Below are 26,640 nucleotides of genomic sequence, written 5' to 3'. Positions count from 1 at the left end.
CTTTATAGCAAAATGCCAATCTTTAGGGGTTGGCATTTTTGTATCGAGTGTTCAGCTAACAACGCGCTATTGCAAGGTGACAGTGGGGCGTGGCTTACAAATTACGCAAAATCATGTAAGGTTATCAATATCTGAAAACTTGATTATATTTTGTGATGATAAATCCCATTTGGCTACGAAGTTTTTGCACCTTGGTGGAATTAGGGCATTTCACCCGCACCGCCGAGCGCTTGCACATGACTCAATCTGGCGTCAGTCAGCATGTGCGTAAATTAGAAGAGCAGCTGGGCACGCCACTGTTAGTGCGTGAGGGCAAGCAGTTTTCACTGACCGACGCAGGGCAAACCCTCTACCAACAGGGGGGCGGTATACTGCAGGCGCTGCAGCAGCTACAACAGGCGGTGCGCCAAGACCCTCCCTTTGCGGGCATAGTGCGGGTGATGTCGCCTGGCAGCATGGGGTTAAAGCTGTATGCAGACTTGCTCGATTTGCAGCAGCTCCACCCTCAGCTGGTGCTCGATTATCGCTTTACCTCTAACTCAGGGGTTGAGCAGGCCATTGCCCAACTCGATAGTGATATTGGCTTAATGACACGGCAACCGACCTTAAGCGAAGTGCACGGTCACAAGGTGGGGCAGGAGTCATTACTCCTGGTGACACCAGCGCAGTCGCCCTCGTTAACTTGGGCAAGCTTAACCCAGTTGGGGTTTATCGATCATCCCGATGGCGCGCACCATGCCAGTTTGTTGTTAGGTGCCAATTATCCCGAGTTTGAGTACAGTGAGCCCTTGCCAACGCGCGGCTTTTCTAACCAGATAAGCCAGATCCTCGAGCCGGTGAGTCGTGGCTTAGGCTTTACCGTGTTGCCAGCCTATGCGGTTGAAGCGTTCACGCGGCCTGAGCGAATAAAGGTGCACGCTTTATCTGTCCCCGTGAGCGAGCCTATCTATTTGTGTTACAGACGAAAGTCGGCATTACCACAGCGGGTGTTGTCAGTGATAGATGTGATAAAAACCCTCTTGTGAGCGTATGATAACAACACGCCGGATGGGCTCCGGCGTGTTGGTCTGCAGGCTGAGTTATTAAGGCGTGTAGTAGGTCGCCGCACCGGGGCCAACGGGTAGGCCTAAGGCAAATACCCAGATAAAGAAGAAGCAGGTCCACCCGATAAAGAACACGATAGAGTAAGGCAACATGGTGGCGACTAAGGTGCCTATACCTAAGTTTTTCTTATACTGGGAGGCAACCGCCAAGATAAGCCCGAAATAACTCATCATAGGGGTAATAAGGTTAGTGACCGAATCGCCTATTCGGTAAGCCGCCTGAATGGTTTCAGGGGCATAACCGACCAACATCAACATAGGCACAAAGATCGGAGCAGTCACCGCCCACTGCGCCGATGCGCTGCCCAGCATCAGGTTGATAAACCCACACATCATAATAAACAGCAAAAATACCAGCGGCCCAGTAAGGCCAACGGCATTTAAGGCATCGGCCCCGGTAACTGCCAATACCGCGCCTAGATTAGTCCATTTAAAAAATGCCACAAATTGCGAGGCAAAAAACACCAGCACAATATACATGCCCATGGTGCTCATGCTGTGAGACATGGCGTCAATCACATCTTTGTCGCGCTTCATGGTGCCCACCACCTTGCCGTATACTAAACCCGGAATGGCAAAGCAGATAAAGATAAAGGCGACGATCCCTTTGAGAAACGGTGACCCTGCCACTAAGCCTGTTTCAGGGTGACGCAGTGGCCCGTTTTCCGGCACTATGGTCAAGGCTAAGATGGCGCCTAACACCACAGTGGTGATGGCCGCAGCCTTAAGGCCACGCTTTTCTACTGCGCTTACACCATCCATTTTTTGTGCGCCTAGGTCGATACTGGCTTCGCTAGCATCGTATTTACCTAGCTTAGGCTCGACAATTTTTTCAGTAACCAGAGCACCTAACCCAGTGATCACAAAGGTCGACACAAACATGAAATACCAATTCACCTCTGGGCCGACTAAATACTCAGGATCGATCATCTGCGCTGCGGCCTCGGTGATACCTGACAACAAGGGATCGACCGTACCCAGTAATAAGTTGGCGCTATAACCGCCCGAGACCCCAGCAAATGCCGCGGCCAGCCCAGCCAGAGGGTGACGGCCTAAGGAGTGAAAAATCAAGGCTGCCATAGGGATGAGCACCACATAACCCAGCTCGGATGCGGTATTTGAGACGATACCGGCAAACACTATGGTTAAGGTGACTAAACGCTTTGAGGCGCCCATGACCAGTGAACGCATGGCTGCCGATAGCAGCCCTGAACGCTCTGCAATGCCCACCCCAAGCAAGGCCACCAATACAGTACCCAGCGGAGTAAAGCCAGTAAAGTTAGTCACCAGATTTGAGACTATCATTCGCAAACCTTCGCCATTCATTAAGCTGACGACATGGATCAAGCCATCGGCACTGCGTCCTGGGGCACCTTCTGGGCGGGGATCTGTGACTGTGAGTTCAAAATAGCCAGCAATACCACTAATGACGATGACGGCGAGGCAGAATAGAGCAAATAAAGTGATGGGGTGGGGGAGTAAATTACCAAGGCGTTCGACGATATTTAAAAATCGCACAAATAAACCGCTCTGTTCCGGCGGTTGTTCGGCAGTTGTTGCACGACTGCCAAAGTCATCTTGTTGCTCAAGACTCATGTACTTTCCTTCATTATGGGCATCTTTGTACCCTAAGTTATTGTTTTGTTATTTTGGGTGGTGCAATGTTTCTATGATGAAGCAAGAGTTTTAACTGAAACTTAAATCGGTAGGCGATGGGACGTGGCGTATAGATAAAAAAAGCCCGCTCTGGAGGGATACGGGCTAAAAAAGTGATGATTGTCCCCTCGCCAACGGAGATGGTCTTGGGAAAATCAAAGCATAAGGCTTTGATCCTGTATCTAGACTGAATAAGTGGCTGACGATGATGATGCCGCTAACTGCAGCAGGCTGTTTACGCGATGTTCGACCGCTTAGAGGGTAAGCTGGTGGATTAATTTTGGGCAAAAAAAATCCCTTACATTGGGGAAAAGTAAGGGACAAAAGCTGTGATTAACCCACAAGGTCAAGTAAGGTCAATGACGACTATATTAGCGCCCAAATACTGTACCTAAGCTGAACCGGTATCAGCTAATTTAATGTCGTTTTTAAATAGCTTTGGACCGAAGGAGGGGGTGTATGCTCGCGGCTAAGATGGGCCATAGGCGTTAACCTCAATATCACTTAATGCCTCTGTTTTGTTTGTAGTGTTTTATCTTTAGTTATTGTTTATTAATCACTTTATTTTTTGCTCTTATCTTTGGGTGTGACTTTTTTGGGTTTTAGGTTAAATTAATGATGTAAGGCAGATAACTGCATGTTTGAATGGTGATAGAGAGCTTATTTCCATATGCTTTATTGTAAATGGTTTAAATAACCATCAGTTTGATATTGCTGGGGCTGTAGATAAATCACTGGAAATATGACGTAAAATCGGTAAAGGTGATGCCGTATGTTATGCAGTACTCGATTGCATGGGGTCAGTATCATGGATGTGGTGCTACTGGTTAATAAGTGCCAATACAACATAATAGGCCATTAAATATGGTAAGGGAGAGGTAATGCAAGGTTTACTGTTAGCTTTAGGGATAGTGGTCATTATTACCTACCTTTGGTATGTCAGCCTGATCAAAAAGCGCAATGCCGCGCGTGAGGCGTTATCAGGGATCGACGTACAGTTGAAGAAGCGTGCTAATTTAGTGCCCAATATCCTCAAGATCGCTAAAAAGTTTATGGAGCATGAGAAGTCACTATTAACCGAGATCACCGAACTGCGAAGCCAAGTCACCGCAGGCTATGACAATAATGATCCCCAAGCGATTAAACAACATCTAGCGCAGGCAGAGCAGCTTAATCAAAAAATGGGTCAGTTAATGGTGAATGTCGAAAACTACCCAGAACTCAAGTCAGACATCACCATGCTGCAAGCCATGCAGACCTACAACGAAGTTGAAGAGCATATCTCAGCGGCGCGCCGCTTCTATAATGCCGCAGTGTCTGAACTTAATACGGCGGTAGAGGTGTTCCCCGGCTCCATTATTGCGTCTATGGCTAATGTTAAGGTGATGCCGTTTTATGAAGCCGATGAAGTATCGAAAGCGCCAGTGGATGCGGCCGATTATCTGTAATTATGTCTCACTCATGGTTTCGCCACTAGGTCACTGCAGTGAACGTGCTTAGCTTTATTTTTGGTGCCCCGATAAAACCGCTGCGCCAGCCACAGCGTTTGGTGGCATCCAAAGAGGAATTAGCCCAGTTTCAGGCGCATTATCAGCAACATATTGAGCCATTAACGCGTAAGTTCGAAAATCATCGCATCGCCAGTCTTAAGGCGTTAAGGCTGCGAATTTACACCAGCATGGCGATAATTGCGGGGTTGGGATTAGTCGCACTGCTGTATGGCGCGCGTCACTATATCCAAGTGCCTTGGTGGTTACTCTTACTGCCGCTTGCTGGCCTACTGTGGTGGTGTTATCGCCCGATAAAGCGTTATAAGCGAGATGTAAAACAGCAAGTTTTTCCTAAAATTTTTAAATATTTTGGCGATGATTTTATTTTCAGCCCCAGCCACAGAATGAGCTTGCCTTTGCTCAAACGCTCTAAATTGCTGCCCGATCATGACAATGCCCTATTTGATGATTATGTGCAGGGAGCACATAAGGGGGTCGATATTGCCATCAATGAGCTTACCCTCACTAAACGGGTTCGGCGTAAAAAGCGCACCGAAACCGCTACCGTATTTCGTGGCGTCATGGTGCTGCTGAGTAGTCATAAGGCGTTTAAGGGCCATACTGTGGTGGTTAAAAATCGCGGTGGCTTGATTAACTTCCTGTCAAATTCTTTTAAAACCCTCACGCGGGTGAAGCTTGAAGATCCGCGTTTTGAACAACAGTTCGATGTATTTTCTACCGACCAAATCGAGGCCCGGTATCTGCTGACGGTCAGCTTTATGGAGCGACTGCAAACCTTGGCCGAGCTGTTTTCAGGTAAGATACAGTGCGCTTTTTATGAAAATAAGCTGCTGATCATGCTAGAAAGTCACGAAAATCGCTTCGAATTAGGCTCGATATTTAATGGGGCGACATTTGAGTATGAATTTAGTCAAATAAACCGTGAGATGAAGCAGCTATTTGCTATGATTGAGGTACTTAAACTCGATCAAGATATTGGATTGTAATGACAGGTACGCCTTTTCGTTTACCGCTGTTTTGCCGTTATGCTGTGCTACTGCTGCTCACCAGCTGTGCGGGGGTATGGGCGCAAGAGTCTGCTGGAAAGCCACATTATAAGGCGACATATTCTAAACAAGGTATTCTCGGTAATCATGATGCGCCAGCCGCTATCGATGCGCCCGTCGACAAAATTAAGGTGTATCAATACACGCAGAATAATGGCGTAGTGGCATTTGCCGACCACGCTCCAGGCAGTAGCGATTTTAGGGTGCTGCTGTATGACTGTTTTGCCTGTCAGAGCGACTCCACGTTAGACTGGCAAAAAATTCCCCTGTTTAGTGCCGATTACGATGAGTTGATTGGGCGTGCCGCCACCGAACATGGGCTTGACCCTGCCCTCATACGCGCGGTTATTCATGCTGAATCAGCCTTTAACGTGTTTGCGTTGTCACGCAGTGGTGCCATGGGATTGATGCAGTTAATGCCTGCCACCGCCAAAGAGATGGGAGTGGATAACCCTTATCGTCCCGAGCAAAATATCGATGGTGGAGCGCGCTATTTAGCCAAGATGCTGGCTCGATTCGAGGGCAATATCGACTTGGCCTGCGCCGCCTATAATGCAGGGCCAACGACGGTAAGCCAATATCAAGGTATTCCGCCATATCCTGAGACGCAAGCTTATGTCAAAAGGGTTAAAATTTTATTCAAGCGTTATCAACAACTCGGGTAACGGCCATGCTAAAACAGTCGATTATTGAATTAGAATTAGCCCTACTCAACCCCGAGGTTCGTCACAGTATCTCGACACTCGATCGGCTGATCCACGACGAATTTATAGAAATTGGCGCCACGGGACTCGGTTTTGGTAAACCAGAGATATTGCGGCGTTTGCCCGAAGAAAATACCCCTAGGTTCACCGTGGTCGATATTCAATACCGTCAATTAAGTGAAAATATTGTGCAGCTGACATACCGCGCCAGCTTTAAGCCAATCAATGCGCTGGATAAGCGCTATTCGCTACGCACATCTTTGTGGAAATATGGGGGCGACCGCTGGCAGATCATCTATCATCAAGGTACGCCCTGCGAGGCATTTTTTTAAACGCTTTATTCGCCCACTTCCCAGGTGACTTGAGTGCTGCCGCCACCTTGATTAAGCAGTGGGCCCAGATAATCTAATGTGGTTTGCGCAATTTCGTCGAGTTGCCATGGTGGGTTAATGACCCACAATCCAGCTGCGGTCATACCAAACTCATCACTGTCGGCCTTAATCGCTTGCTCGATACGCAGCTGACGACGAATACCGCTTTGCTTTAATAACTCAAACATCGACTCGGTTTGCGCGCGATTCACCACAGGATACCAGATCATATACACCCCGGTGGCAAAGCGCTTATGGGCTTGAATTACCGCTTTGGCCACCTCTTGATAATCGGTTTTCATCTCATAGCTAGGATCGATTAATACCACGGCGCGGCGTTCCAGTGGCGGCACAGCTGCTATCAAGCCTTGTAGGCCATCGCCCTTAATCACCTTGATTTTTTTGTCTGCGCCTAGCTGCTCATCTAGGGTCAGAAAGTCGGCGCTATGCAGTTCATGCAGCACCATACGATCGTTTTCGCGCAGGTTCATATCGACAAAGGAAGGTGAGCCTGGGTATAACTCAAGTTCATCGGCGGCGTTAAAATGCTTAACATCGTTGATGTAATCTTGCAGCGCCGGTGGCAGGTCATCTTTGTCCCACAGTTTAGCCACACCCTCTAAGTACTCACCGGTTTTTTGCGCAAATTCATCCGACAAAGCATAACCACCTGCCCCCGCATGGGTATCGATATACACCATAGGTTTATGTTTCTTATGCATAAGTTTAAGGGTTTGCAGCAACAGGGTGTGCTTAAGTACATCTGCATAGTTTCCAGCGTGATAGCCGTGGCGATAACTTAACATGGGAGATCTTTATTGGTGATGAGTAATGGAAGCACCATTATATACAACTCCTAAGGGGGATCATAATTGCAAGGTATGGCGTTGCATCCAAACGAGGTTATCTCCTGCTAGCGGCAGTTGCCATATCGCCGTGCCGTCGTCTTGATAGATGCGATAAAAGCTTAGGGCTTTATGAGTGAGGTGCTGTTTTCGCAGGGCTAAATAGATGCGTTGCGCCGTGTCTGTCAGTGTATTGGGTGACGATAGCTCGGTATTATTAATACTGATGTCATAACGTTCTACGCGGCGTTGCGGCCAAATTTCGGTGCTACGGCTAAAGTGACCGCGGATCTCATAGCGAATGGGGGTGGAATAACAGTCTTCATCGGTTATGCAGGCTGCAAAATAAAAAATACCCTGATCGGCCGAGATCTCGACTAGAGAGATGCGGATATCGCTGCGCACCAAGCGGTTATCTTGTACCGAAAAATAGAGGTCACCATGATACATCTGCTCTTTAAGTTGACCTTGGTGCTGCTGCAGCTCTGGTATCGCCAGCTTGTTATAGGTTTTTTGCTCCATTCTAATTTTGGTGCTCAAAAAATCAGACAGGGCTAAGTGGCCTGCACGCTCGGCATCGCCACGAATATTGATCAACTGTTTTCCAGGGCATTGGCCCGCTTGGTAGTTAGGGCATATTGCGATACTGTCACGGTTGGCACTTAACTGGGCAAAACCTTGAAAGGTGTCAAATGGTGGCGGCGAGCTGGGCTCATCCAGCAGTTGCTGGTGCAAGCGTTGTGCGGCCACCTGCTCATCAATAGCGTTGTCAGCCACTGAGGTTAATAGGGTAAAAAGCCCCTGACTACCACTTAATGAGCTGACTAACCCTTGCTCTTGATAGGCATGTACCTGGGGTTGTTGGCTATAAGACAGATAACCGAGTAGCGCACTACACAGCAATGCTATTGCCAGCAGCACAGGCATCGTGGGCCGGGTAAAAGGCTTAGTGACAGCGGGCTGATGAGGCAACTGCAACAGATAACCATGGCGCGGAACCGTTTTAAGCTCGATAGTCGGCTGATCGGCCAGTTTTTTGCGCAGCATACTAATGCACTGTTGTAATGAAGACGGTGCGACCACGCGATTAGGCCAGCCTATCCGCATAAGGGTATCTTTGGTCACCAGTTCACCTTGCTGACTTAGCAGTTGCTGCAGTATCGCGGTCTCGGCATAGCTAAGATCGATACAGGTGGACGTACGGTGGTTATATAACTGTTGCTGAGCAACGTTAAGGCTCAACTCTGAGGTTAATTGCACGGAAACTCTCTACAAGGGGCTCACGCTGCCAGTATAAGGCGGTGAGGATTAACGCGGAAATGTTTGCTGTTGAAGTATGATCAAGCTCTGTGTTTCATGGGTTAATGCCGCCCAGCGTGTAACGCTGAACGGCATTAATTTCCTTGCAGGGAAAACTGAGCGTTACAAGTTGTGTACCTGTTTTAGATTGTCTATTGAGTGACAAACGGCGCAGGATTCAACTTGAAGTTGGTTAGCACTCACCCCAAAACGGCCACCGTTTTGTTCCATGTGAGCACGTACTGACTTGTTAATCACCATGGTGCCGTCGCTATTTTGCTGTTTAGCATGGCAGGCATAGCAGGTTGCCGACACGGGTGAAGTGTACGCATCGACACTGATATCCGTTGCTGGATGGGCTCTCGAGTCAGGGTTGTAGTCTAAGTCGAGGGCCAGCGGACGACCCACCGCGGTCAAGCGATCAACCCCGAAGGTGTCGCCTTCGTGACAACGATAGCAGTTTGCCTTGTCGGCAGGGTACTCAACGTTACGCACACCATCTGCACGATCTTGTGTCACGCGTTGGTTGGTATGCAGTGAGTGCATCCACACTTTGTGATCTGGATGGCTAACGGTGAGTTGCTCAATATAATCCCAATCGCTTGGTTTAGTGTGCATTTCACGGATCGCTTGTGTCGGTGGCGTGTTTGGATTGTGGCAGGCCAAACAGGGATCGACGATATCTGCGGTAGAGCTGAGGAAGGCAGGCTGACCTTTGATGGCCATTGCACGTGGTTTAAACGGACGTAGGTGTTCGCCTAATTCGTCATGATCGTGACCCGAGAAACAAGTGGTATCGGCGAGCTCTTTGTTGATCTCGGTGACTTGTGCATGACAACCGCGACAGGCCAGCTGTGAGTTATCATTAAACTCATCATAGCCATGGCAGGTGCCGCAGGTCTTGTTTGAAACAATTGCTGGGCGCTTAGCTTCTGGCGCATCGGTTAAACCGTCTTTATTAAAGAACCAACGCTTATTGGCTTCGGCATTTTTGGTATGCCCAGCTTGATCGCAGCTCACTAAGTTTTGTTGCTCGTCAAAGCAGTAAATAAGGCGATTAGAGATAAAGCCTGAATCATTAATTAAGTCACCAGAGAATTGGTCCTGCGTAACAACAGGCCCCATTAAGTAACTATAAACATTACCTTCGCTGCGATATAGCGGCGTACGTTCACGCTCACCTGCAGGGGTATTGCCGCTGCCATCTTGGGTAATGTCTTTCTTGTTACTTTTAACATAAATGGTGTAGCCACGACTGCTGGTAAAGTCGACTGACGCGCCCCAATTAACGTATAGCTGCAGATTCTTAATCCAATCGGCATTAGCAGGGTTGTTGTCGGTAATCGCGATTTCTTGTCCTTGTCTGTCGAGTAAAGCAAAACTAATTTCAGCAAAGTGTTGGCCACCTTGTTGCACCAATTTTGCGTCGCGCAGATCGACATTGACAATATTACGCTGATCTTCAGCTACCGCTTTTTCATGTTTGCCCATGTGTGCTGTGTAGGTGCGCTCAGGAGCGTGGCAGGTTAAGCAGTTGCCGTTATCGGGTTGAGAATCATGATTGTACACCGCATTGCTGGTCATATCATGACAGCTTGAGCAGGTTTCACGAGTCGGAACTTGGTACCAGTTAGTGGCCTGTGGCTGTTGCTCGCTTACGGTTTTGCTGTGACAAGCAGTACAGCTACCGAGTGCTTGTGGTGTCACACCAATGTGAGCGGTATGGGCCAGTACCGGCCACACTTTGCTCGGATCTGACATCTTGTTATTGGTATGGCAACTGGCACAGCTTTCGAGGTTATCACCGCCATGTTTAATCTCTGCAATAGCGTCATGGCAGTTTAAGCAATTTGCCGCATCTATAATGCTACGATTGTCTTCTATGTCGGTACCATTGGTGTTGAAATCGATAATTGTGGTGGTGGCGGGTACAGTCGCGCTGGCAAGAATATTCAGTTGTACTCGCTGGGTGAAGTCGCCATTAAAACTCGCCTCACCTTGAACTAGTGGCGCATGCATAGTGTAGCGGTAACTGCCATCAAGATTATCGATGAGTATACCGTCACATCCTTTAGCTGGAGAGCAGGTTTCGCTGGCCAGCGTTTGCCACTGCGAGCGCTCACCTGCGGCTTGGGGTTGTAATTGGCTAGCGTAGATTTTTAACGCAGCAATTTTTATCACCGGCAGAGCGTATTCATTCTCTGCTGAAAAATCGATGCTCAGTAGGTCGTCAGTCACACTGGTGTTATCTATGCTGATCGACAAGGTGTTAGCTTGGGTGCTGACGCTGTTAGACGGCTTACCGTCTTCGCCCGGCTTGCCATCTTCACCGTCGGAGCAGGCGACGGAGACCCAGAGATAAGCTACTCAACAGTGTTAAGTAGCCCAGCTTTTTAAGTCTTATGGTTTTCATCATATATCATCTCATTTTAGTCTTTTTAGCGTCGTGATTATGGTTCGCGACTGCGGCAAAAGTGTGCCTGAATCTGGATGTCGACAATGTGAACAATCAGCTGTTTATCCGCATATTCAGGCTTTTGAGACGTTTTTTGGTTTTTTTTAGCTTTTTTTAGGCCTAATCAGCACGCTGCCTATTGCGCCGCTTCCATGGATTTATTACCTAGCGGCATCTTTGCTTTTATAACGCGCCGAGCCTCTGGCATAATGAAGTGCTATTTCCTTAACAACAGAGCTATCGTGACGTCAGAATCAAATCAAACCCCTCATATCGGAGTGTTTTTCAATCGCCATTATCCGACCCTAGAAGCCATTTGTGAGCGTTGGGGGCTGGTGTTTGATAAGGACTCATTGTTTGAGTTGGTATTTGAACATGATTGCCTCGTGCTCAATAAGCGTGATGAGCCAAAATTAAAAGGGATAGCAGTGGATTTTGTCTCAGGTGCAGTTGCTCATCGCCGCAAGTTTGGCGGCGGCCGTGGCCAATCCATTGCCAAAGCCGTTGGGCTTAAACAGGGCGTGACTCCGACAGTTGTCGATGGTACCGCAGGCCTTGGGCGTGATGCCTTTGTGCTGGCAAGCCTTGGTTGCAAGGTGATTATGGTCGAGCGTCATCCTGTGGTGGCCGCGCTACTTGAAGACGGCCTGCGCCGTGCGTATCAAGATGCCGATATTGGCCCATGGATGCAAGCGCGTATGAGTCTATTTCATGGTTCAAGCCTTAATGCGTTAGCCGATGCGGCTAACACATCTGGTACCGAAATTGATGTAGTCTACCTAGACCCCATGTACCCCCACCGCGAAAAGTCTGCCTTAGTGAAAAAAGAGATGCGGGTGTTTCAATCTTTAGTTGGCGCTGACCTCGATGCCGATGGTTTGCTCGCGCCAGCGATGGCCTTAGCCACCAAACGGGTGGTAGTTAAGCGCCCCGATTACGCCGAGGATTTAGGCGGCGTCAAGCCCAGCACTGTTATCGCCACCAAGAAAAATCGTTTCGATGTGTATGTGAAAGCCGCAATGAAAAACCGTTGAGTCTCGAGGCCATAGGGCTTACCAATATTTTGTTGTCGCTGAAAGCATCAGCCTACATAAATGACATATCCGCCTACCTAATTTGAACTCTAATTATGCATGAGACTATATTTGGAGGTAGTTACACATTTTCCCCAGTCACTTTTCATATCAATTAAGGAGCTATTTATGATCCAATTAGGACAAGCATTACCGGCAGCCACGTTAGGGCAAATAACTGACGATGGCATAGTTAATCATGATGTGACCGAGTTATTTGCTAACAAAAAAGTGGTGTTATTTGCCGTGCCAGGGGCGTTCACTCCCACCTGTTCGGAGGCGCACTTACCAGGTTATGTGGTATTGGCCGATGAGTTTAAGGCCAAAGGGGTAGATATGATTGCCTGTGTGGCGGTTAATGATGCCTTTGTGATGAAAGCTTGGGGTGAGGTGCAAAATGCCACTGAGTTGATGTTGCTCGCCGATGGAGATGCCAGCTTTACCCAAGCGCTAGGATTAACCATGGATACTGGCGCGTTTGGTGGTATTCGCTCGCAGCGCTACGCCATGGTGATCGACAATGGTGTGGTAACACTGCTAAATATTGAAGCGCCTAAAAGCTTTGAGGTGAGCAAGGCCGAAGTGGTACTAGCGGCGTTGTAAGCCCCATTGGCATGTGAATCAAGGGGCATAGCCCCTTGATATTACCTTTTAAAAATAATGCACGTATTCGACAGCCACGCGATAGAGGGGGTCTTTGAACCCTAACAGATCAAGCTCGTAATCGCGGCTGATATATTAGCGAGTAAAATGTAATAGGTTGTTGGCGTTAGCTAGCGGAGTGACCACCTCTACGGTAAAGCAGTCCATGGTGTAAAATTTGCCTGCGTCATCGTCCAGTTACCATCAAAATGGGTGAGTTTTACGTTCAGTTGCACGCCCGAATGGGCAAAGGTGGCGAAAGGACGTTGGTAGCGGGCACGTACATAGTTTTGCTGTAGTTGATCGGTGTTGTTGTAGCGTAAGTCGTCTCAAATCAATGCAATGCCGCTGCCTCGCGACATAGAGCTAAATTCTAAGTCAGGGTAAGACTCAAGCCTTGCGATAAGAGAGGCAGCCCAAGGTGAGTTCTCGGCTTTAGCTAGGGTGGGAGCGTTGCGGTGAATAAATCCTGTTATCGTGATTAAACCCTATCCTAGCCGCCGATTGGTTGGCGATATTTTAAGCGTAATAGGCATCGCTGAACGGTCACCGCGGATATCGTTATTCTAAGGGGAGCCACACCTGGGCATGTAGGCCACCTTCGTGGCGATTGGTGAGTAGGATCTGCCCTTGATGACGGTCGACAATGCGCTTGATGATAGCTAAGCCTAAGCCCGAGCCGACACTGCCTCTGGCGCTATCTCCTTGGGTAAAAGGTTGAAATAAATTGGGGATATGCTCAAGCGGAATACCCGGTCCGTTATCTTCTACGCAAAAACCAACCCGCTTAGCCTCGGCGCAGGAGCTGATTTTGACCCAGCCATTACCGTAGCGAAAGGCGTTTTCGACTAAGTTGGCAATCACCCGTTTAATGGCCACGGCCTGCATGGGGACATCGGGACAGGGCTGTAGATCTAGGATTATCTCTCCCTCACGATTTGACTCGGCATTGGCCACATCTTCAAGCAGAGCGTTAATTTGCCCTGGATCTCGGTTGCTTTGCTGATCTTGGCGAATATAGGCGATAAATTGATTGATGATGGCATCCATATCTTCAATGTCGTGCACTATGCCCTCTTTGAGGTATTCATCTTGCTCGGCCATCATCTCGGTGGCGAGACGGATACGGGTGAGTGGCGTACGCAGATCGTGTGAGATCCCAGCCATTAACAGCGCGCGATCTTGCTCAAGCTGTTGCATACTGCGCGACATCTGGTTAAAGGCGTTGGTTACCTCGATAATTTCGGTCGAGCCGCTGGGCGGCAAGGGGCCGGGGTAGTCGCCACGCGAAACCGCAATAGCGGCTTTTTGCAGTCGCTTTAACGGCTTGTTTTGCTTGCGGGCAAACCACCAACCGCCGGCGACACTGAGGGCGCCAATCACAATTAAATACAGGGTTAATGGCGATAAGCCAAATTCGTTAAAGCCTGTTAGCGGTACCTTTATCCATACCGACGGGGCTTGCGGTGGACGGATCCACACCTCAAATTCTTGCCCTTGGGCGATGCGCACTTCGGCTTTACCGCCTAAATGTTCTGACATCTGCGATGACAACAAACTGTAATAGACGGCGCGGTCGATCCCCGCTTCTCGTGCTTGTTTGGGATTGTATATCTGCATGCCATCGTCGCGGACTTTGGCGTTGAGGGCATCGACAATGGTTAAGTGCTCACGCCCCACATCGATACCATCGACAAACAGCAGCTTTACCTGGCGGGCGATGAGTTGGTTGATCTGTTGGTAAGTTGGTTGAATAAAATAGACCGCTACCGACAGATAAGACACCAGCTGATTGACCAGCAGCAAGGAGCCAATCAGCAGTACCGTTTGGCTAAATGCGCTGCGGGGCAGCAGCCGTTTTAGCCATATCATTGGATGAGTCGTATCTGTGCTGGTGTGAGCATAGCTTAGCGCCGCGCGGCCCCATCGGGCACAAACACATAGCCAAGCCCCCATACGGTTTGGATATAGCGTGGGTTAGCGGCATCTTTTTCAATCAGGCGGCGCAGGCGTGACACTTGCACATCGATAGAGCGCTCTAACGCCGAGTAATCGCGGCCTCGGGCGAGGTTCATCAGTTTGTCTCGCGACAGGGGTTCTCTGGGGTGACTGACCAAGACTTTAAGCACGGCAAATTCACCACTGGTGAGCGAGATGGCCTCTTCGCCGTGATGCATTTCGCGCGTGGCTAAATTAAGGGTAAATTCACCAAAGTTGATCACTTCCTCTTGTTGCGTCGGCGCGCCGGGAACTTCTGGAGTCTGACGGCGCATCACCGCTTTAATGCGGGCTAAGAGTTCACGCGGATTAAACGGCTTGGGCAGGTAGTCATCGGCGCCCAGTTCTAGGCCGATAATGCGGTCGACTTCGTCGCCTTTGGCGGTCAGCATCACAATGGGGATGGTATTACCTTGCTGACGCAAGCGACGGCAGATAGATAAACCGTCTTCACCGGGCAGCATTAAATCGAGCACTAAAAGGTGGAAGTTTTCCCGTTCGAGTAATTTGTCCATCTGCTCGGCATTCGCGGCACTTCTAACCTGATAACCTTGCTCCATCAGGTAACGCTCTAGTAAGGCTCTGAGCCTCATATCATCATCGACGACGAGAATTTTAGAGGTTTCTTGTCCCATGCTTGTATCCCTTATTGGCGCAGTATGAGTGACTCATTCAGTTACTCAACTCGCTGATATTAATTATTAATCTTATATGCTTGCTTAATATAGCTGTTTTGCTGTTTAAATGACTAGCGAGATTTTTATTTGCTCACGCTATCTGCTTGAGAATATTCAGATAGAGTTGCTTATAATTAGCTGATATTTAGATAGATTGTTACTAACTCACCCGCCGCTATGAAATTGTACCAAATTGAAGGGGCGGCAGCATATCCCGCGTAAGCCCCTTGTGTTCTCTGTCGCTCGCTAGGTATCATCTGGCCATTGACGGTGGTATCCCGACTAAAATTGAGTGATTAAGCTAAATGCAGAATAAATCCAGTAATGATATGAAAGCTATGTTGATCACCCGTGAAGGGTGGCAAGCACTCGATAGAGAGCTTAAATACCTGTGGAAAGAGTATCGCCCAGAGATCACCAAAAAGGTGCAGGAGGCGGCTGCGCAAGGTGATCGTAGTGAGAATGCCGATTACACTTACAACAAAAGACTATTAAGACAGATAGATAGCCGAGTTCGCTACCTAGTAAAGCGGGTGGAAGATCTTAAAATCGTCGACTATTCGCCCCAACAAGAGGGTAAGGTCTTTTTTGGTGCCTGGGTTGAGCTCGAAAACGAGGCTGGAGAGGTGGTGCGCTATCGGATTGTCGGTAAAGATGAGCTCGACACTAAGCTGGGCTATATCACCATCGACTCGCCAATGGCGCGGGCGCTAATTGGTAAGCAGGTCGATGACGAAGTGGTGGTCAGCACGCCACAAGGCGATAAAGTCTGGTATATCAATAAAATCCAATACCAACCATTTGAGGCGCAGTAACCCCTGAGCCACAGCGATAACCCCAAAGTGCAGGTTATCGCCAGTTTTAGCCATTAAGCGCTCACGCTTGTGGTAAAGCCAAAGCCTGTTTTCGCAGGCTTTGGTGGTTTTTGCCGAGCCAACACCGTACAACTTAGTCAACGGCTGTGGTATCTTTGGCGACACGAAATCTACCAATTTAGGCTCGATATATTCTATGCAAAATATTGCACAAACCATCGCTCAAGAACTCAATGTTCGTGAGCAGCAAGTGACAGCAACAATCACCCTATTGGATGACGGCGCCACGGTTCCTTTTGTGGCGCGCTACCGTAAAGAGGTCACAGGTGGTTTAGATGATACCCAGTTGCGTACCTTATATACGCGTTTAGGCTATTTACGTGACCTAAATGATCGCCGTAAGGTGATTTTGTCGAGCATCGACGCCCAAGGCAAACTGACGCCAGCTTTGCTGGCGGCCATTAATAACGCCGACAGTAAAACTCGCCTAGAAGATCTCTATCTGCCTTATAAGCCTAAGCGTCGTACCAAAGGGCAAATTGCCATCGAAGCGGGTATCGAGCCTTTGGTTGATCAACTATTGCAAGACCGTCAGGCCAATATCGACGCCGTAGCAAGCCAATATATTAATAGTGACGCCGGCTTTAGCGATGCCAAAGCCGTGCTCGATGGCGCGCGCTTTATCTTGATGGAACGCTTTGCCGAAGATGCCGAATTACTGCATAAAGTGCGCCGCCAATTGACCCAGCAGGCACAACTTGAGAGCCGCATGGTCAAGGGTAAGGAGAAAGAGGGCGCCAAGTTTAGAGATTATTTCGAGCACAGTGAAAAGCTGACTCACATCCCCTCGCACCGCGCCTTAGCTATGCTACGTGGGCGTAACGAAGGCGTATTAAGCCTAAGCATGAACGCCGACCCAGACACAGATGGGAAACAAGGCAGTTACTGTGAAGTGATCATTAGCGATCACTTTAACCTTAAACTCGGCGACAGCGACGTTGATCAGTGGCTCAAACAGGTTGTCACTGCGACTTGGCGGATTAAAATTGTCCTGCAGATGGAAACGGAGTTTATTGCTAAGCTGCGTGAGCAGGCCGAAACCGAAGCGATTAATGTGTTTGCCCGTAATTTAGGCGACTTATTGATGGCCGCGCCTGCGGGAGCTAAGTGTACATTAGGGCTAGACCCTGGTCTGCGCACCGGGGTGAAAGTCGCTATCGTCAACAATACCGGCAAGTTGGTCGCTCACTCGACCATCTTCCCACATGCCCCACAAAACCAGTGGGAAAAGTCGATTCGTACCCTGTCTAACCTAGTTAAAATGCACAAGGTAGAGCTGATCGCTATCGGTAACGGTACTGCGTCGCGCGAAACCGACAAACTGGCCGCCGAGCTGATCGCCGCTGTCAAAGCCGATATGCCAACCTTGACCAAAATTATGGTCAGTGAAGCGGGCGCCTCTGTTTATTCGGCTTCTGAATTAGCCGCCGAAGAGTTTCCCGAGCTGGATGTGTCGATCCGTGGTGCGGTGTCTATCGCCCGTCGCCTACAAGATCCTTTGGCTGAGCTGGTTAAAATCGAACCTAAATCGATTGGTGTCGGTCAATATCAGCACGATGTAAGCCAGAGCCAATTGTCACAATCCCTTGAGGCGGTTGTTGAAGACTGTGTTAACGGCGTCGGCGTCGACTTGAATATGGCCTCCATGCCGTTATTGGCGCAGGTGGCAGGGCTTAACAAAACCTTAGCGCGTAACATTGTCGAGTATCGCGATCAGCATGGTCAATTTACTAGCCGTAAGCAGCTGTTAAAAGTGGCTCGCCTAGGGCCTAAAGCCTTCGAGCAGGCCGCCGGATTTTTACGTATTGCCGGTGGCGATAATCCACTCGATGCCAGCGCCGTGCATCCAGAAGCCTATAGCGTTGTCGAGACCATCGCTAAGGCTCAGCAACAGGCGGTTGATGCTTTAGTGGGTAACAGCGAGCTGCTTAAACAGATTGATGCTAGCCGTTTTATTACCCCAGAATTTGGTTTACCGACGTTAAACGATATCTTGAGCGAACTGGAAAAGCCGGGCCGCGACCCCCGTGGTGAGTTTAAAACTGCGGTGTTTAAAGAGGGGGTTGAGCAGGTAAAAGATCTTAAACCAGATATGATCTTAGAAGGCGTGGTGACCAATGTGACTAATTTCGGCGCCTTTGTTGATGTGGGTGTGCATCAAGATGGCCTAGTGCATATTTCATCGTTAACTGACAAGTTTGTCAGCGACCCTCATACAGTGGTGAAGGCTGGTGATGTGGTTAAAGTGAAAGTGATGGAAGTGGATGTGGAGCGTAAACGGATCAGCTTGAGCATGCGACTCGATGAAAAAGCCGCCGACAAAGCGCCGAGCACCCGCCCGAGCAATACCAAAGCTCATAAAGGCAGCCAAGGTAAATCGCCGCAAAAAAGCCAGCATAAATCGTCCCAAGCCCCAGCAAACGCGGCGATGGGCAATGCGTTTGCCGATGCTTTTGCTAAATTGAAAAAGTAATTCTCATTAAACTTTCATCATAAAAACCGAGGCTTAAACGTCTCGGTTTTTTTGTGCCCGTTGATTTGTTAAAACATTGGTGAAACATTTGTCGAACCTATTTGTTACTTTTATGTCAGAGTATTGCCATGTCGGCTTTGGGCCGATGATAAGTGCTCCGTTAGAAGGGCATCAATATTAATGACATTTTGTTTGGGAACGCTATGAGTAACAAAGCGACAACTGCTGGGCCGTTTCGTGCCATTCTCTATTTTGGATTAATTGCCTTAATCATTACCACGTTAAGCCGCATTGGTTTGGGGCTGTGGCAGACCGAACGGGTCGCCGCCGTTGAGGGGTGGTCACACCTACTCATTCAGGGATTGCGAGTCGATATTGCCACCTTGTGTTGGTTGTGGGGCGTGGCGGCCTTAGGCACGGCGCTGTTGAGTGGCGATCATTTTGTTGGCCGTTGCTGGAAACCACTGTTACGAGTCTGGTTGACCTTAGGTTTGTGGTTGCTGATTTTTCTTGAGCTTTCTACCCCCTCTTTTCTTGAAGAGTATGGCGTGCGTCCCAACCGTCTCTTTGTTGAATACCTTATCTACCCTAAAGAAGTGTTGTCGATGCTGTGGACGAGCCGCAAAGGCGAAATTTTCTTAGGCCTGTTAGTGAGCGGTGTCAGTTTGTGGGGCGGCTGGCAACTGAGTGGCCGCTTATTGCGTAATGTGCAATATCCGCGTTGGTTTTGGCGTCCGGTACTGGCAGTACTGGTTATTGCAATCACCCTATTAGGGGCACGTTCGACCTTAGGGCACCGTCCACTTAACCCCGCGATGGTGGCTTTTGCCGATGACCCATTAGTTAACTCCTTAGTGGTTAACTCCGCCTATTCGTTGGTATTTGCTATCGATCAAATGTCCAATGAGGCCAAGGCATCAGCAAGTTACGGTAAACTCGACGAGCAAACCATTATCGATACCATTCGCCGTGAGAGTGGCCGTCCCCTCAGCGCTTTTAGCTCTGATACCTTGCCTAGCGTGACGTATAACCAAGCCAGTTATCAAGGTAAGCCTAAAAACCTAGTGATCATCTTGCAAGAAAGCCTAGGGGCTCGCTTTGTGGGCTATTTAGGTGGATTACCCTTAACTCCCCATATTGATGCCTTAGCTCAAGAGGGTTGGGCCTTTGATAGGCTCTATGCCACCGGAACGCGTTCGGTGCGCGGCATTGAGGCTGTGACTACCGGCTTTACGCCAACACCAGCGCGCTCTGTGGTTAAGCTGAGTAAGAGCCAAACCGACTTTTTTACCATCGCCGATCTCCTGAAATATCATGGTTATGAGACACAATTTATTTATGGCGGCGAGAGTCACTTCGATAATATGAAAAGCTTTTTCTTAGGCAATGGTTTTAGCCATATTGTCGAGGAGAAAAACTATACCGATCCTATGTTTGTCGGTTCATGGGGCGTGTCAGATGAAGATTTGATGCATCGGGCTAATCAAGAGTTCGAGCAGTTTCACCAGCAGGGCAAGCCGTTCTTTAGTTTGGTGTTTAGCTCGAGTAATCACGAACCATTTGAGTTTCCCGATGGCCGCATCGAACTGTACGAGCAACCTAAGCAGACGCGCAACAATACCGCTAAATATGCCGACTTTGCCATTGGTGAGTTCTTTAAGTTGGCCAAGCAGTCCAGTTACTGGCAAGACACCCTGTTTGTGGTGGTCGCCGATCATGAAAGCCGCGTGGGTGGTGGGGCGTTAGTACCTATCTCTCATTTTCGTATTCCGGCGGTGATTGTGGGCGAGGGCATTGCGCCTAAGCGTGATAGTCGAGTGGTTAGCCAGATTGATCTGGCACCGACCTTGTTGTCACTTATGGGAGTTTCGGCCAGTTATCCTATGTTGGGCCAAGATCTCACCTTAGCCGGCCCCAATTGGCCGGGACGCGCCTTGATGCAATACGATAAAAATATGGCGTATTTGCGTGGCGATGATGTGGTGATCTTGCAACCCGATCGCGCCCCAAGTGGCTATATTTATGATTTTGAAAATAAAAAGCTTGTCCATAATGAGCAAAGTGATGAGATGAAACAGGCTGCGCTCTCTTGGGCGTTATGGGGCAGTTTGGCTTATCAAAAGCAGTTTTATCAAACTCCGCCCCAAACTCATGAGCCAATTACCCCCACCTCACCTGCATCTGCGGCGGTGCAAGCGCCCTAATAACAGTGCGACTGACTCGAGTAAAATTTGCCCGTGTCGCTAGATGCGGGTTTTTTATGGATGTTATTTAGCTTGAATGAGAGGAGGAACTAGATATAAGTCGACAAGCCGGGTTCACTTTGGGGGAGTGTTTGGGTTTGATAAAAGCTGGCAATGTGAGCCGAGACACTTTGATAAAACGCCGGCGCCTCATTCGTCAGGCGATGAGTGCTTTTTGTTACTGCAGTAGGATGTGAAAGTTGCACATTGCGAATATCGCTGCGCGCCAGTGCCGGTTTAAACAGTAATGGTCGTAACAGCGCCGCGGTATTGGGACGTTGTTGCTGTTGTTGCTGTTGCTGTTTACCTTCATGTTGCTGCTGCCCATCGCCACCTTGCTGCTTGGGCTGCACTTTTTCATTTAGCTTAGATTGAATATGGGTCTGATCGGCAGCACGTTCATTTTGGGGGGTAAACGGGCGCTCTTCATTGCTGCGTGCTAGCTGAGATGCGGGGACTATGGGGGGACGTTGGTGGTTTTCTACCCGCGCGCTATCGGTGGCAACATTGGTTGTCGCGATAGGTACTTGGGGATAGTTGGTCACCACTAACATTTGATAGACTCCAGCTGTAATGGCTAAATAGTAAACATTTCCCGTCAATAGTTAAAGAGATTGTTACTTTATGTTATCAAGCCAGCTCAGCACGCCGTCAGCAAAGGGCGCTGGATGAGATAAAAACGGTGCATGAGCCGCTTTGGGCAATATCAGATCTTCGATGCGGGGCGACCCCTTGGGCAGTAAGGGGAGCACTCGACGCGATACCAATCCATCTAAGCGCCCCCACACTCGCAGCCATGGCAAATCTAATGTTGCCACAGCTTGGCGTAAGTCGACGCTGCTCAACATCTGTAGCCCCTGTTTGAGGGCAAGCGCATCGGGCAAAGGTTTAGCCATGACTAAGTCGCGAAGTTGCTTGATATCTTGCTTGGCCGTGGCGCTGCCCATGGCTTGGATGGCTAAAAATCGGTCGACTAGCTTAGCTAAGTCTTGCTCGAGCTGACTGGCAAACTGGGCCAGCACCTGTGGAGCAATGCCGGGCCAAGCTTCACTGTCACGCGCCATAAAGCAGGGGGAAGAAGCTATGGTCAATAAGGCGATGACCCGTGCGGGGTAGCGTATGGCGGCTCGTGTGGCAATCAGCCCCCCCAGTGACCAACCTGCCCAGATGGCTTGCGTGGGTACTTGGGCGGCAATGGCATCGACCCAAGAGTCGATGTCGCCCGCTAAAGGGGCGCTGTCGCCAAAGCCTGGCAGGTCGACATAATGCACGCAGTAATTCTGAAAAATGGGGTGTAACGGCTGAAATACCGCGTTGTTAACGCCCCAGCCATGCAGCATGACGATAGGCGTACCTTGACCTATAGTTTGAATATGCAAGGATTGCTGACTCACAATATGCCCTCATTATTACCAAAATTACTTCGCCCACTGCTATTGCGCCGCGTCATCGCCACGTGCCAGCAATTATTGGCGACTAGTTTACCCAATCGCTGTTTGATGTGCCATCAGACAGTGGCAGCCCCTTACCGGGGGATCTGCGCCTGCTGCCTAGAGATAAGCTTGTACCAAACGCCAACGTGCTTAGGTTGTGGCCGAGCGTTATTGCTACAAAGTTGCTATTGCGGTGCATGTCAGCATAGCCAGCCGTTAGTGGTCATAGCACCGGCCAGTTATCATCAGGGGCTCGGGGATCTGGTGGCGGGCATTAAATACCGCGCCGAATTAGCGGCGCTCGATATGTTAGTGCTGTCCTTGGTTGAGCGGATTAAGCAATTACAACGCTTGGGATTAATACGCTTGCCTCAGGCGATGATTGCGGTGCCGCTGCATCCAAACCGTTTACGTCAGCGAGGCTTTAATCAGGCATGGTTAATTGCCGATACCCTTAGCCGCCAACTAGGGATCCCCTTGCTCGATAACGTGTTGGTGCGCCGGGTCGATACTCGTCCGCAAGCAGGTTTAACTGGTAAACAAAGGCGGCGTAATCTTGCCGATGCCTTTGTGTTAACGGAGCCGATTAATTATCAGCGTATCGCCCTGATCGATGATGTGGTTACCACTGGCACTACGGTGCAATCGATAGCCGAGCTGTTTGCCGCTCACTATATTCACCTGCAAGTGTGGTGCCTCGCAAGAGCCGAAGCCCCAGGGTTACTCGAGTGAGTGCATACGTGTTGGCTTACTGTGTAGTGGCAAAGATATCCTATCGCCTCATCTAACGGCGTGACGCGAGATCTCGACCGTTTGATAATGAGATAGTACCTATCAGCGGCATAAAAAAGGGCGCTGCAACAGCAGGCGCCCCTATGTATAGCTAGGTAAGCTTATCGCTTACGCTGTCTTATCTTCGGTGTATTTGTCCATGATTAACGCACAAGCGGCATCGCCAGTAATGTTGAGCGAGGTTCTGATCATGTCGAATACTCTATCTAAGGCAAACAGTAGTGGTAGGCCGTCGATAGGAATGCCTGCGGCCAGTAATACGGCAACCACTAAGAACGAAGGCCCCGGCACACCGGCTTGACCAATCGCCCCCAGCGTCGAGGTGAAGACAATCGCTGCATAGGCGGTCAGCGACAGGTCGATGCCATACATCTGCGCAAAAAACATCGCCACTAGGCCGTAATAGATAGCATTACCACTCATGTTAATCGTGGCGCCTAATGGCAGCACGAAAGAGGCAGTCGCCTTAGAGACCTTAAGCTCTTGCTCACAGGTTTCCATGTTGACCGGCAGCGTTGCCATCGATGACGCGGTCGAGAGTGCCATCACCTGAGGTTTTTTCATTGCGCTAATAAATTGTTTGGCACTGACCCGAGAAAACAGCTGCACTAGTAGTGGGAAAAACACAAACCCAAACAGCAAGATAGCCACGACAAATACCGCAAATAACTTAAACACCACTTCTAGGGCATCGAAACCAAAGGTGCCGACCGAATCTGCCATCAGGCCAAATACCCCGATAGGTGCGATGATCATCACGCAGTTAATCATCCACACGAACGCATCGACTATGGTGTTAAGCACGCTCAAAATCGGTTTAGCGCCATCGCCCTTGACCTTCGTCAGTGCAATGCCGAAGAAGATGCTAAAGACCAATATTTGTAAGATGTTGCCGCCAGTGAGCGACTCAAATACATTGGTTGGGATCATGCCTATAAAGGTATCCATCACTCCCGGCAGTGCGCCATGCTCTTCGGTGACGGCCATCAGCTTACCACTGCTATGAGCGGTGAAGTCGACGCCTTGGCCGGGCTTAAACAGGTTTCCCATCACTAAGGCTAAGCTAACCGCTGCACCCGAGGTGAGAATAAAGAAGCCAAATGTGCCGACACCGATTTTACCTGCCGACGGGCTGTCGCCGAGACTGGCGGCGCCAGAAATAATGGAAACTAAGACTAGAGGTATCACTAACATTTTGATGAGGTGAATAAAGATGGTGCCTAACGGCGCAAAAATGCTCGCGTCTTCGCCCATTAAAAAGCCGACGATCGCGCCGATAAACATGGCGATCACGACCTGTACGCCGATATTACGCATGAATTGATTAGTTTTATTTGCCACTGTGGCCTCGTTTTTATCGTTATGTTGGTGAATCGATTGGGTGTAAGTAAAGCCAGCCAAGCTTTACCGCGGGAGCAGAGTCTAGCATTAGAGTCGTCATCGGGCTGTGAAATATTTCTCGGCTTGGTGAGTAAATAGCCAAACTTGACTTCAAATTAGATGTTTATTATTAAAAGTGCAATTTTAACGGGGTTAAATTGATGATTGTTCAAAATGGTGGCTATATTTAGCCCCGCGATTGATAAATCCATGATGTTGCAGGTTATGTGCGCGATATGGTGCCAATGGTATGCGCGGAGCGATATTGCTAAGGGTGAATAAATTACACGACTTACCGCGATAAAAGGTCATAAAAATGGCTCCAAGGGGAGCCATTTTTGAATCAGAGCAATGGGTTTAGGCTTTAGGGCCCGCTTGTTTTATTGCATCCGAGACATGGTATTTTATGAAATTGGCGGCAAACTCTTCGGCTAACTGCTGAGCATAACGGTTATATTCCACCGGATCTGACCAGGTATTAACGGGATTAAGCAGTTGGGTGTCGACCCCTGACACCGCGACGGGCACATCGAGGTTGAGTTTATCGATATGCTGGGTGTCGACCTCTTTTAGTTCACCGCTGACGATGGCGTCAATGATGGCGCGTGTGGTGGGGATGTCGAAACGTTTACCCACGCCGTGTGGGCCGCCAGTCCAACCTGTATTAACAAGGTAAACTTGGCTGCCAAATGATTCGATACGCTTCATCAACAGCTCGGCATACACGCCCGCTGGACGAGGGAAGAACGGCGCCCCAAAACAGGTGGAGAAGGTGGATTGAATCGCCGACGTCGAGCCCATTTCGGTAGAGCCGACTTTAGCGGTATAGCCCGACAAAAAGTGATAAGCGGCTTGCTCTTTGCTCAGCTTAGACACTGGCGGTAATACCCCTGAGACGTCACAGGTGAGAAACACCACGGCATCTGGCTCGGCGCCACAGTTGTCTACTTTGCGCTGGGCAATATGCTCCAATGGATAAGCGGCGCGGCTGTTTTCGGTTAGCTCGGTATTGTTGTAATCGGGTACGCGTTGCTCGTCTAACATGACGTTTTCAAGCACGGTACCAAAACGGATAGCATCCCAAATGACTGGCTCATTTTTCTGACTAAGATCGATACATTTGGCGTAGCAACCGCCTTCGATATTAAAGACCCCGCCAGGTGCCCAGCCGTGTTCGTCATCGCCGATGAGGAAACGCTTAGGATCGGCCGATAAGGTGGTTTTGCCGGTACCTGATAGTCCAAAAAACAGCGTGGTGTCGCCATCGACGCCGACATTGGCCGAGCAGTGCATCGGCAGTACGCCTTTGGCGGGTAAGAGGAAGTTTTGCACCGAGAACATCGATTTTTTCATTTCACCGGCATATTTAAGTCCGGCTAATAGCACTTTGCGATCGGCAAAGTTGATAATAACCGTCGCATCAGAATGGGTGCCATCACGCTCGGGGTCGCATTCGAATCCTGGCGCGTTCATGATCTGCCATACTGGTTTGTTCGCGGCGTTGAACTGCTCTGGGACGATAAACAGGTTACGAGCAAACAGTTGATGCCATGCGGTTTCGGTGGTGACATTGATCGGTTGGTAATGCTCAGGATCGGCGCCCACTTCCAGCTCAGACACAAAGGTCTCTTTATCTGACAAATAGTGGCTGACACGTTCCCAAAGGGCGTTAAAGTCGTCCATCGCGAACGGTTTGTTCACCGAGCCCCAGTCGATCTCATTTTCACTACTGGCTTCTTTAACAATAAAACGGTCGTTAGGTGAGCGTCCTGTGCGTTCGCCCGTTTTCGCCACTAAAGCACCATTGGCCGTGAGTACGCCTTCGTCACGTGCCAGTGCAAACTCAACAAGTTGCGCCGTTGAGGGGTTTTTATGAGTTTGCTTAGATCCATCCGCCATCAGTAAGGTCTCCATCTTTCTTTAGTAGGGTTGAGTGTGCCGATCTGTGCCAGCTTGTTGTTAATTTGTTGCTGCTTATGGTTATAGGCGGTCGATTGTAGCTTATGTGTAAATAAATGTGTGAGTAACATCGCGAAATAGACAAAAAAAAGGGCGCCTTGCGGC

The 26,640-nt window shown here is 49.3% G+C and carries 21 protein-coding genes; 11 read left to right on the top strand and 10 right to left on the bottom strand.

Going from position 1 to position 26,640, the window contains the following annotated elements; all coding sequences use genetic code 11:
• Positions 1 to 155 precede the first annotated feature (155 nt).
• Positions 156 to 1,025, top strand: coding sequence for a LysR family transcriptional regulator (locus AC5YBZ_RS16755; RefSeq protein ID WP_494521564.1), 870 nt, complete (start codon positions 156 to 158; stop codon positions 1,023 to 1,025).
• Between the two features lie 57 nt (positions 1,026 to 1,082).
• On the opposite strand, the gene AC5YBZ_RS16750 is transcribed toward AC5YBZ_RS16755, so the two are convergent.
• Positions 1,083 to 2,699 (bottom strand): AbgT family transporter, encoded by a 1,617-nt coding sequence (locus AC5YBZ_RS16750; RefSeq protein WP_494520578.1) that lies wholly within the window; start codon positions 2,697 to 2,699, stop codon positions 1,083 to 1,085.
• A 941-nt stretch (positions 2,700 to 3,640) separates the two neighbouring features.
• On the opposite strand from AC5YBZ_RS16750, the gene AC5YBZ_RS16745 reads away from it, so the two are divergent.
• From AC5YBZ_RS16745 to AC5YBZ_RS16730, 4 genes are read left to right on the top strand one after another with little or no spacing between them, the layout of a single operon-like run.
• Positions 3,641 to 4,207 carry a LemA family protein gene (locus AC5YBZ_RS16745; protein WP_494520579.1) on the top strand — a complete coding sequence of 189 codons (567 nt, stop codon included), beginning with the start codon at positions 3,641 to 3,643 and terminating at the stop codon, positions 4,205 to 4,207.
• A gap of 38 nt (positions 4,208 to 4,245) precedes the next feature.
• The gene (locus AC5YBZ_RS16740) at positions 4,246 to 5,256 is read left to right on the top strand and encodes a DUF3137 domain-containing protein (protein WP_494520580.1); all 1,011 of its coding nucleotides are present in this window, start codon (positions 4,246 to 4,248) and stop codon (positions 5,254 to 5,256) included.
• Positions 5,256 to 5,981, top strand: a complete 726-nt coding sequence (locus tag AC5YBZ_RS16735; protein ID WP_494520581.1) for a lytic transglycosylase domain-containing protein — start codon at positions 5,256 to 5,258, stop codon at positions 5,979 to 5,981. The genes AC5YBZ_RS16740 and AC5YBZ_RS16735 overlap by 1 nt, the downstream gene beginning before the upstream one ends.
• Before the next feature lie 5 nt (positions 5,982 to 5,986).
• Positions 5,987 to 6,352 (top strand): nuclear transport factor 2 family protein, encoded by a 366-nt coding sequence (locus tag AC5YBZ_RS16730; protein WP_494524123.1) that lies wholly within the window; start codon positions 5,987 to 5,989, stop codon positions 6,350 to 6,352.
• A gap of 5 nt (positions 6,353 to 6,357) precedes the next feature.
• Here AC5YBZ_RS16730 and AC5YBZ_RS16725 read toward each other — a convergent pair whose 3' ends face one another.
• The 3 genes from AC5YBZ_RS16725 to AC5YBZ_RS16715 all read right to left on the bottom strand — a co-directional run bounded on the left by AC5YBZ_RS16725 (position 6,358) and on the right by AC5YBZ_RS16715 (position 10,800).
• Positions 6,358 to 7,197 (bottom strand): 23S rRNA (adenine(2030)-N(6))-methyltransferase RlmJ, encoded by an 840-nt coding sequence (locus AC5YBZ_RS16725; RefSeq protein WP_494520583.1) that lies wholly within the window; start codon positions 7,195 to 7,197, stop codon positions 6,358 to 6,360.
• Between the two features lie 60 nt (positions 7,198 to 7,257).
• Positions 7,258 to 8,496, bottom strand: coding sequence for a winged helix-turn-helix domain-containing protein (locus tag AC5YBZ_RS16720; protein WP_494524122.1), 1,239 nt, complete (start codon positions 8,494 to 8,496; stop codon positions 7,258 to 7,260).
• Between the two features lie 162 nt (positions 8,497 to 8,658).
• The gene (locus AC5YBZ_RS16715; RefSeq protein ID WP_494543233.1) at positions 8,659 to 10,800 is read right to left on the bottom strand and encodes a multiheme c-type cytochrome; all 2,142 of its coding nucleotides are present in this window, start codon (positions 10,798 to 10,800) and stop codon (positions 8,659 to 8,661) included.
• Between the two features lie 462 nt (positions 10,801 to 11,262).
• Here AC5YBZ_RS16715 and AC5YBZ_RS16710 point away from each other — a divergent pair, with 462 nt between their 5' ends.
• Together AC5YBZ_RS16710 and AC5YBZ_RS16705 are read left to right on the top strand one after the other, a co-directional pair.
• Entirely contained in the window at positions 11,263 to 12,024 is a 762-nt protein-coding gene (locus tag AC5YBZ_RS16710) for a class I SAM-dependent methyltransferase (protein WP_494543739.1), read from the top strand.
• A 168-nt stretch (positions 12,025 to 12,192) separates the two neighbouring features.
• A complete protein-coding gene (locus tag AC5YBZ_RS16705; RefSeq protein WP_494543232.1) occupies positions 12,193 to 12,666 on the top strand; it encodes a peroxiredoxin in 474 nt (157 codons plus the stop codon).
• Positions 12,667 to 13,266: 600 nt separating this feature from the next.
• On the opposite strand, the gene envZ is transcribed toward AC5YBZ_RS16705, so the two are convergent.
• A complete protein-coding gene (gene envZ / locus AC5YBZ_RS16700) occupies positions 13,267 to 14,577 on the bottom strand; it encodes a two-component system sensor histidine kinase EnvZ (protein ID WP_494520601.1) in 1,311 nt (436 codons plus the stop codon).
• A 35-nt stretch (positions 14,578 to 14,612) separates the two neighbouring features.
• The gene (ompR, locus tag AC5YBZ_RS16695; RefSeq protein WP_494543231.1) at positions 14,613 to 15,338 is read right to left on the bottom strand and encodes an osmolarity response regulator transcription factor OmpR; all 726 of its coding nucleotides are present in this window, start codon (positions 15,336 to 15,338) and stop codon (positions 14,613 to 14,615) included.
• 371 nt (positions 15,339 to 15,709) lie between these two features.
• Between ompR and greB the strand changes: the two genes are divergently transcribed.
• The 3 genes from greB to AC5YBZ_RS16680 all read left to right on the top strand — a co-directional run bounded on the left by greB (position 15,710) and on the right by AC5YBZ_RS16680 (position 20,932).
• The gene (gene greB / locus AC5YBZ_RS16690) at positions 15,710 to 16,195 is read left to right on the top strand and encodes a transcription elongation factor GreB (RefSeq protein WP_110458468.1); all 486 of its coding nucleotides are present in this window, start codon (positions 15,710 to 15,712) and stop codon (positions 16,193 to 16,195) included.
• A 196-nt stretch (positions 16,196 to 16,391) separates the two neighbouring features.
• Positions 16,392 to 18,728 (top strand): Tex family protein, encoded by a 2,337-nt coding sequence (locus AC5YBZ_RS16685; protein ID WP_494524115.1) that lies wholly within the window; start codon positions 16,392 to 16,394, stop codon positions 18,726 to 18,728.
• A gap of 203 nt (positions 18,729 to 18,931) precedes the next feature.
• Entirely contained in the window at positions 18,932 to 20,932 is a 2,001-nt protein-coding gene (locus AC5YBZ_RS16680; RefSeq protein ID WP_494543230.1) for an LTA synthase family protein, read from the top strand.
• 89 nt (positions 20,933 to 21,021) lie between these two features.
• Here AC5YBZ_RS16680 and AC5YBZ_RS16675 read toward each other — a convergent pair whose 3' ends face one another.
• Positions 21,022 to 21,525 (bottom strand): hypothetical protein, encoded by a 504-nt coding sequence (locus AC5YBZ_RS16675; protein ID WP_494543229.1) that lies wholly within the window; start codon positions 21,523 to 21,525, stop codon positions 21,022 to 21,024.
• 63 nt (positions 21,526 to 21,588) lie between these two features.
• Entirely contained in the window at positions 21,589 to 22,365 is a 777-nt protein-coding gene (gene bioH, locus AC5YBZ_RS16670) for a pimeloyl-ACP methyl ester esterase BioH (RefSeq protein WP_494520606.1), read from the bottom strand.
• Positions 22,366 to 22,368: 3 nt separating this feature from the next.
• Between bioH and AC5YBZ_RS16665 the strand changes: the two genes are divergently transcribed.
• Positions 22,369 to 23,136, top strand: a complete 768-nt coding sequence (locus AC5YBZ_RS16665; protein ID WP_494520607.1) for a ComF family protein — start codon at positions 22,369 to 22,371, stop codon at positions 23,134 to 23,136.
• Between the two features lie 168 nt (positions 23,137 to 23,304).
• On the opposite strand, the gene AC5YBZ_RS16660 is transcribed toward AC5YBZ_RS16665, so the two are convergent.
• Positions 23,305 to 24,513: a dicarboxylate/amino acid:cation symporter gene (locus tag AC5YBZ_RS16660; RefSeq protein ID WP_494521566.1), complete on the bottom strand. Its 1,209-nt coding sequence runs from the start codon at positions 24,511 to 24,513 to the stop codon at positions 23,305 to 23,307.
• Positions 24,514 to 24,933: 420 nt separating this feature from the next.
• Positions 24,934 to 26,475, bottom strand: coding sequence for a phosphoenolpyruvate carboxykinase (locus AC5YBZ_RS16655; RefSeq protein ID WP_494543228.1), 1,542 nt, complete (start codon positions 26,473 to 26,475; stop codon positions 24,934 to 24,936).
• Between the last annotated feature and the right edge of the window lie 165 nt (positions 26,476 to 26,640).

The organism is Shewanella sp. 553 (assembly GCF_059338375.1).
The sequence above is the reverse complement of the archived record's forward strand: the minus strand, read 5'-3'. Positions and strand labels throughout refer to the sequence as shown.

What these genes read in the sequence shown, in the direction of transcription:
- AC5YBZ_RS16685 (WP_494524115.1), top strand. Translation starts at nt 16,392, where the DNA reads ATGCAAAATATTGCACAAACCATCGCTCAAGAACTCAATGTTCGTGAG.
- AC5YBZ_RS16655 (WP_494543228.1), bottom strand. Translation starts at nt 26,475, where the DNA reads ATGGCGGATGGATCTAAGCAAACTCATAAAAACCCCTCAACGGCGCAA.
- AC5YBZ_RS16665 (WP_494520607.1), top strand. Translation starts at nt 22,369, where the DNA reads ATGCCCTCATTATTACCAAAATTACTTCGCCCACTGCTATTGCGCCGC.
- AC5YBZ_RS16755 (WP_494521564.1), top strand. Translation starts at nt 156, where the DNA reads ATGATAAATCCCATTTGGCTACGAAGTTTTTGCACCTTGGTGGAATTA.
- AC5YBZ_RS16750 (WP_494520578.1), bottom strand. Translation starts at nt 2,699, where the DNA reads ATGAGTCTTGAGCAACAAGATGACTTTGGCAGTCGTGCAACAACTGCC.
- AC5YBZ_RS16660 (WP_494521566.1), bottom strand. Translation starts at nt 24,513, where the DNA reads ATGCGTAATATCGGCGTACAGGTCGTGATCGCCATGTTTATCGGCGCG.
- AC5YBZ_RS16680 (WP_494543230.1), top strand. Translation starts at nt 18,932, where the DNA reads ATGAGTAACAAAGCGACAACTGCTGGGCCGTTTCGTGCCATTCTCTAT.
- envZ (WP_494520601.1), bottom strand. Translation starts at nt 14,577, where the DNA reads ATGATATGGCTAAAACGGCTGCTGCCCCGCAGCGCATTTAGCCAAACG.
- AC5YBZ_RS16675 (WP_494543229.1), bottom strand. Translation starts at nt 21,525, where the DNA reads ATGTTAGTGGTGACCAACTATCCCCAAGTACCTATCGCGACAACCAAT.
- AC5YBZ_RS16725 (WP_494520583.1), bottom strand. Translation starts at nt 7,197, where the DNA reads ATGTTAAGTTATCGCCACGGCTATCACGCTGGAAACTATGCAGATGTA.
- AC5YBZ_RS16730 (WP_494524123.1), top strand. Translation starts at nt 5,987, where the DNA reads ATGCTAAAACAGTCGATTATTGAATTAGAATTAGCCCTACTCAACCCC.
- greB (WP_110458468.1), top strand. Translation starts at nt 15,710, where the DNA reads ATGAAAGCTATGTTGATCACCCGTGAAGGGTGGCAAGCACTCGATAGA.
- AC5YBZ_RS16705 (WP_494543232.1), top strand. Translation starts at nt 12,193, where the DNA reads ATGATCCAATTAGGACAAGCATTACCGGCAGCCACGTTAGGGCAAATA.
- AC5YBZ_RS16745 (WP_494520579.1), top strand. Translation starts at nt 3,641, where the DNA reads ATGCAAGGTTTACTGTTAGCTTTAGGGATAGTGGTCATTATTACCTAC.
- ompR (WP_494543231.1), bottom strand. Translation starts at nt 15,338, where the DNA reads ATGGGACAAGAAACCTCTAAAATTCTCGTCGTCGATGATGATATGAGG.
- AC5YBZ_RS16735 (WP_494520581.1), top strand. Translation starts at nt 5,256, where the DNA reads ATGACAGGTACGCCTTTTCGTTTACCGCTGTTTTGCCGTTATGCTGTG.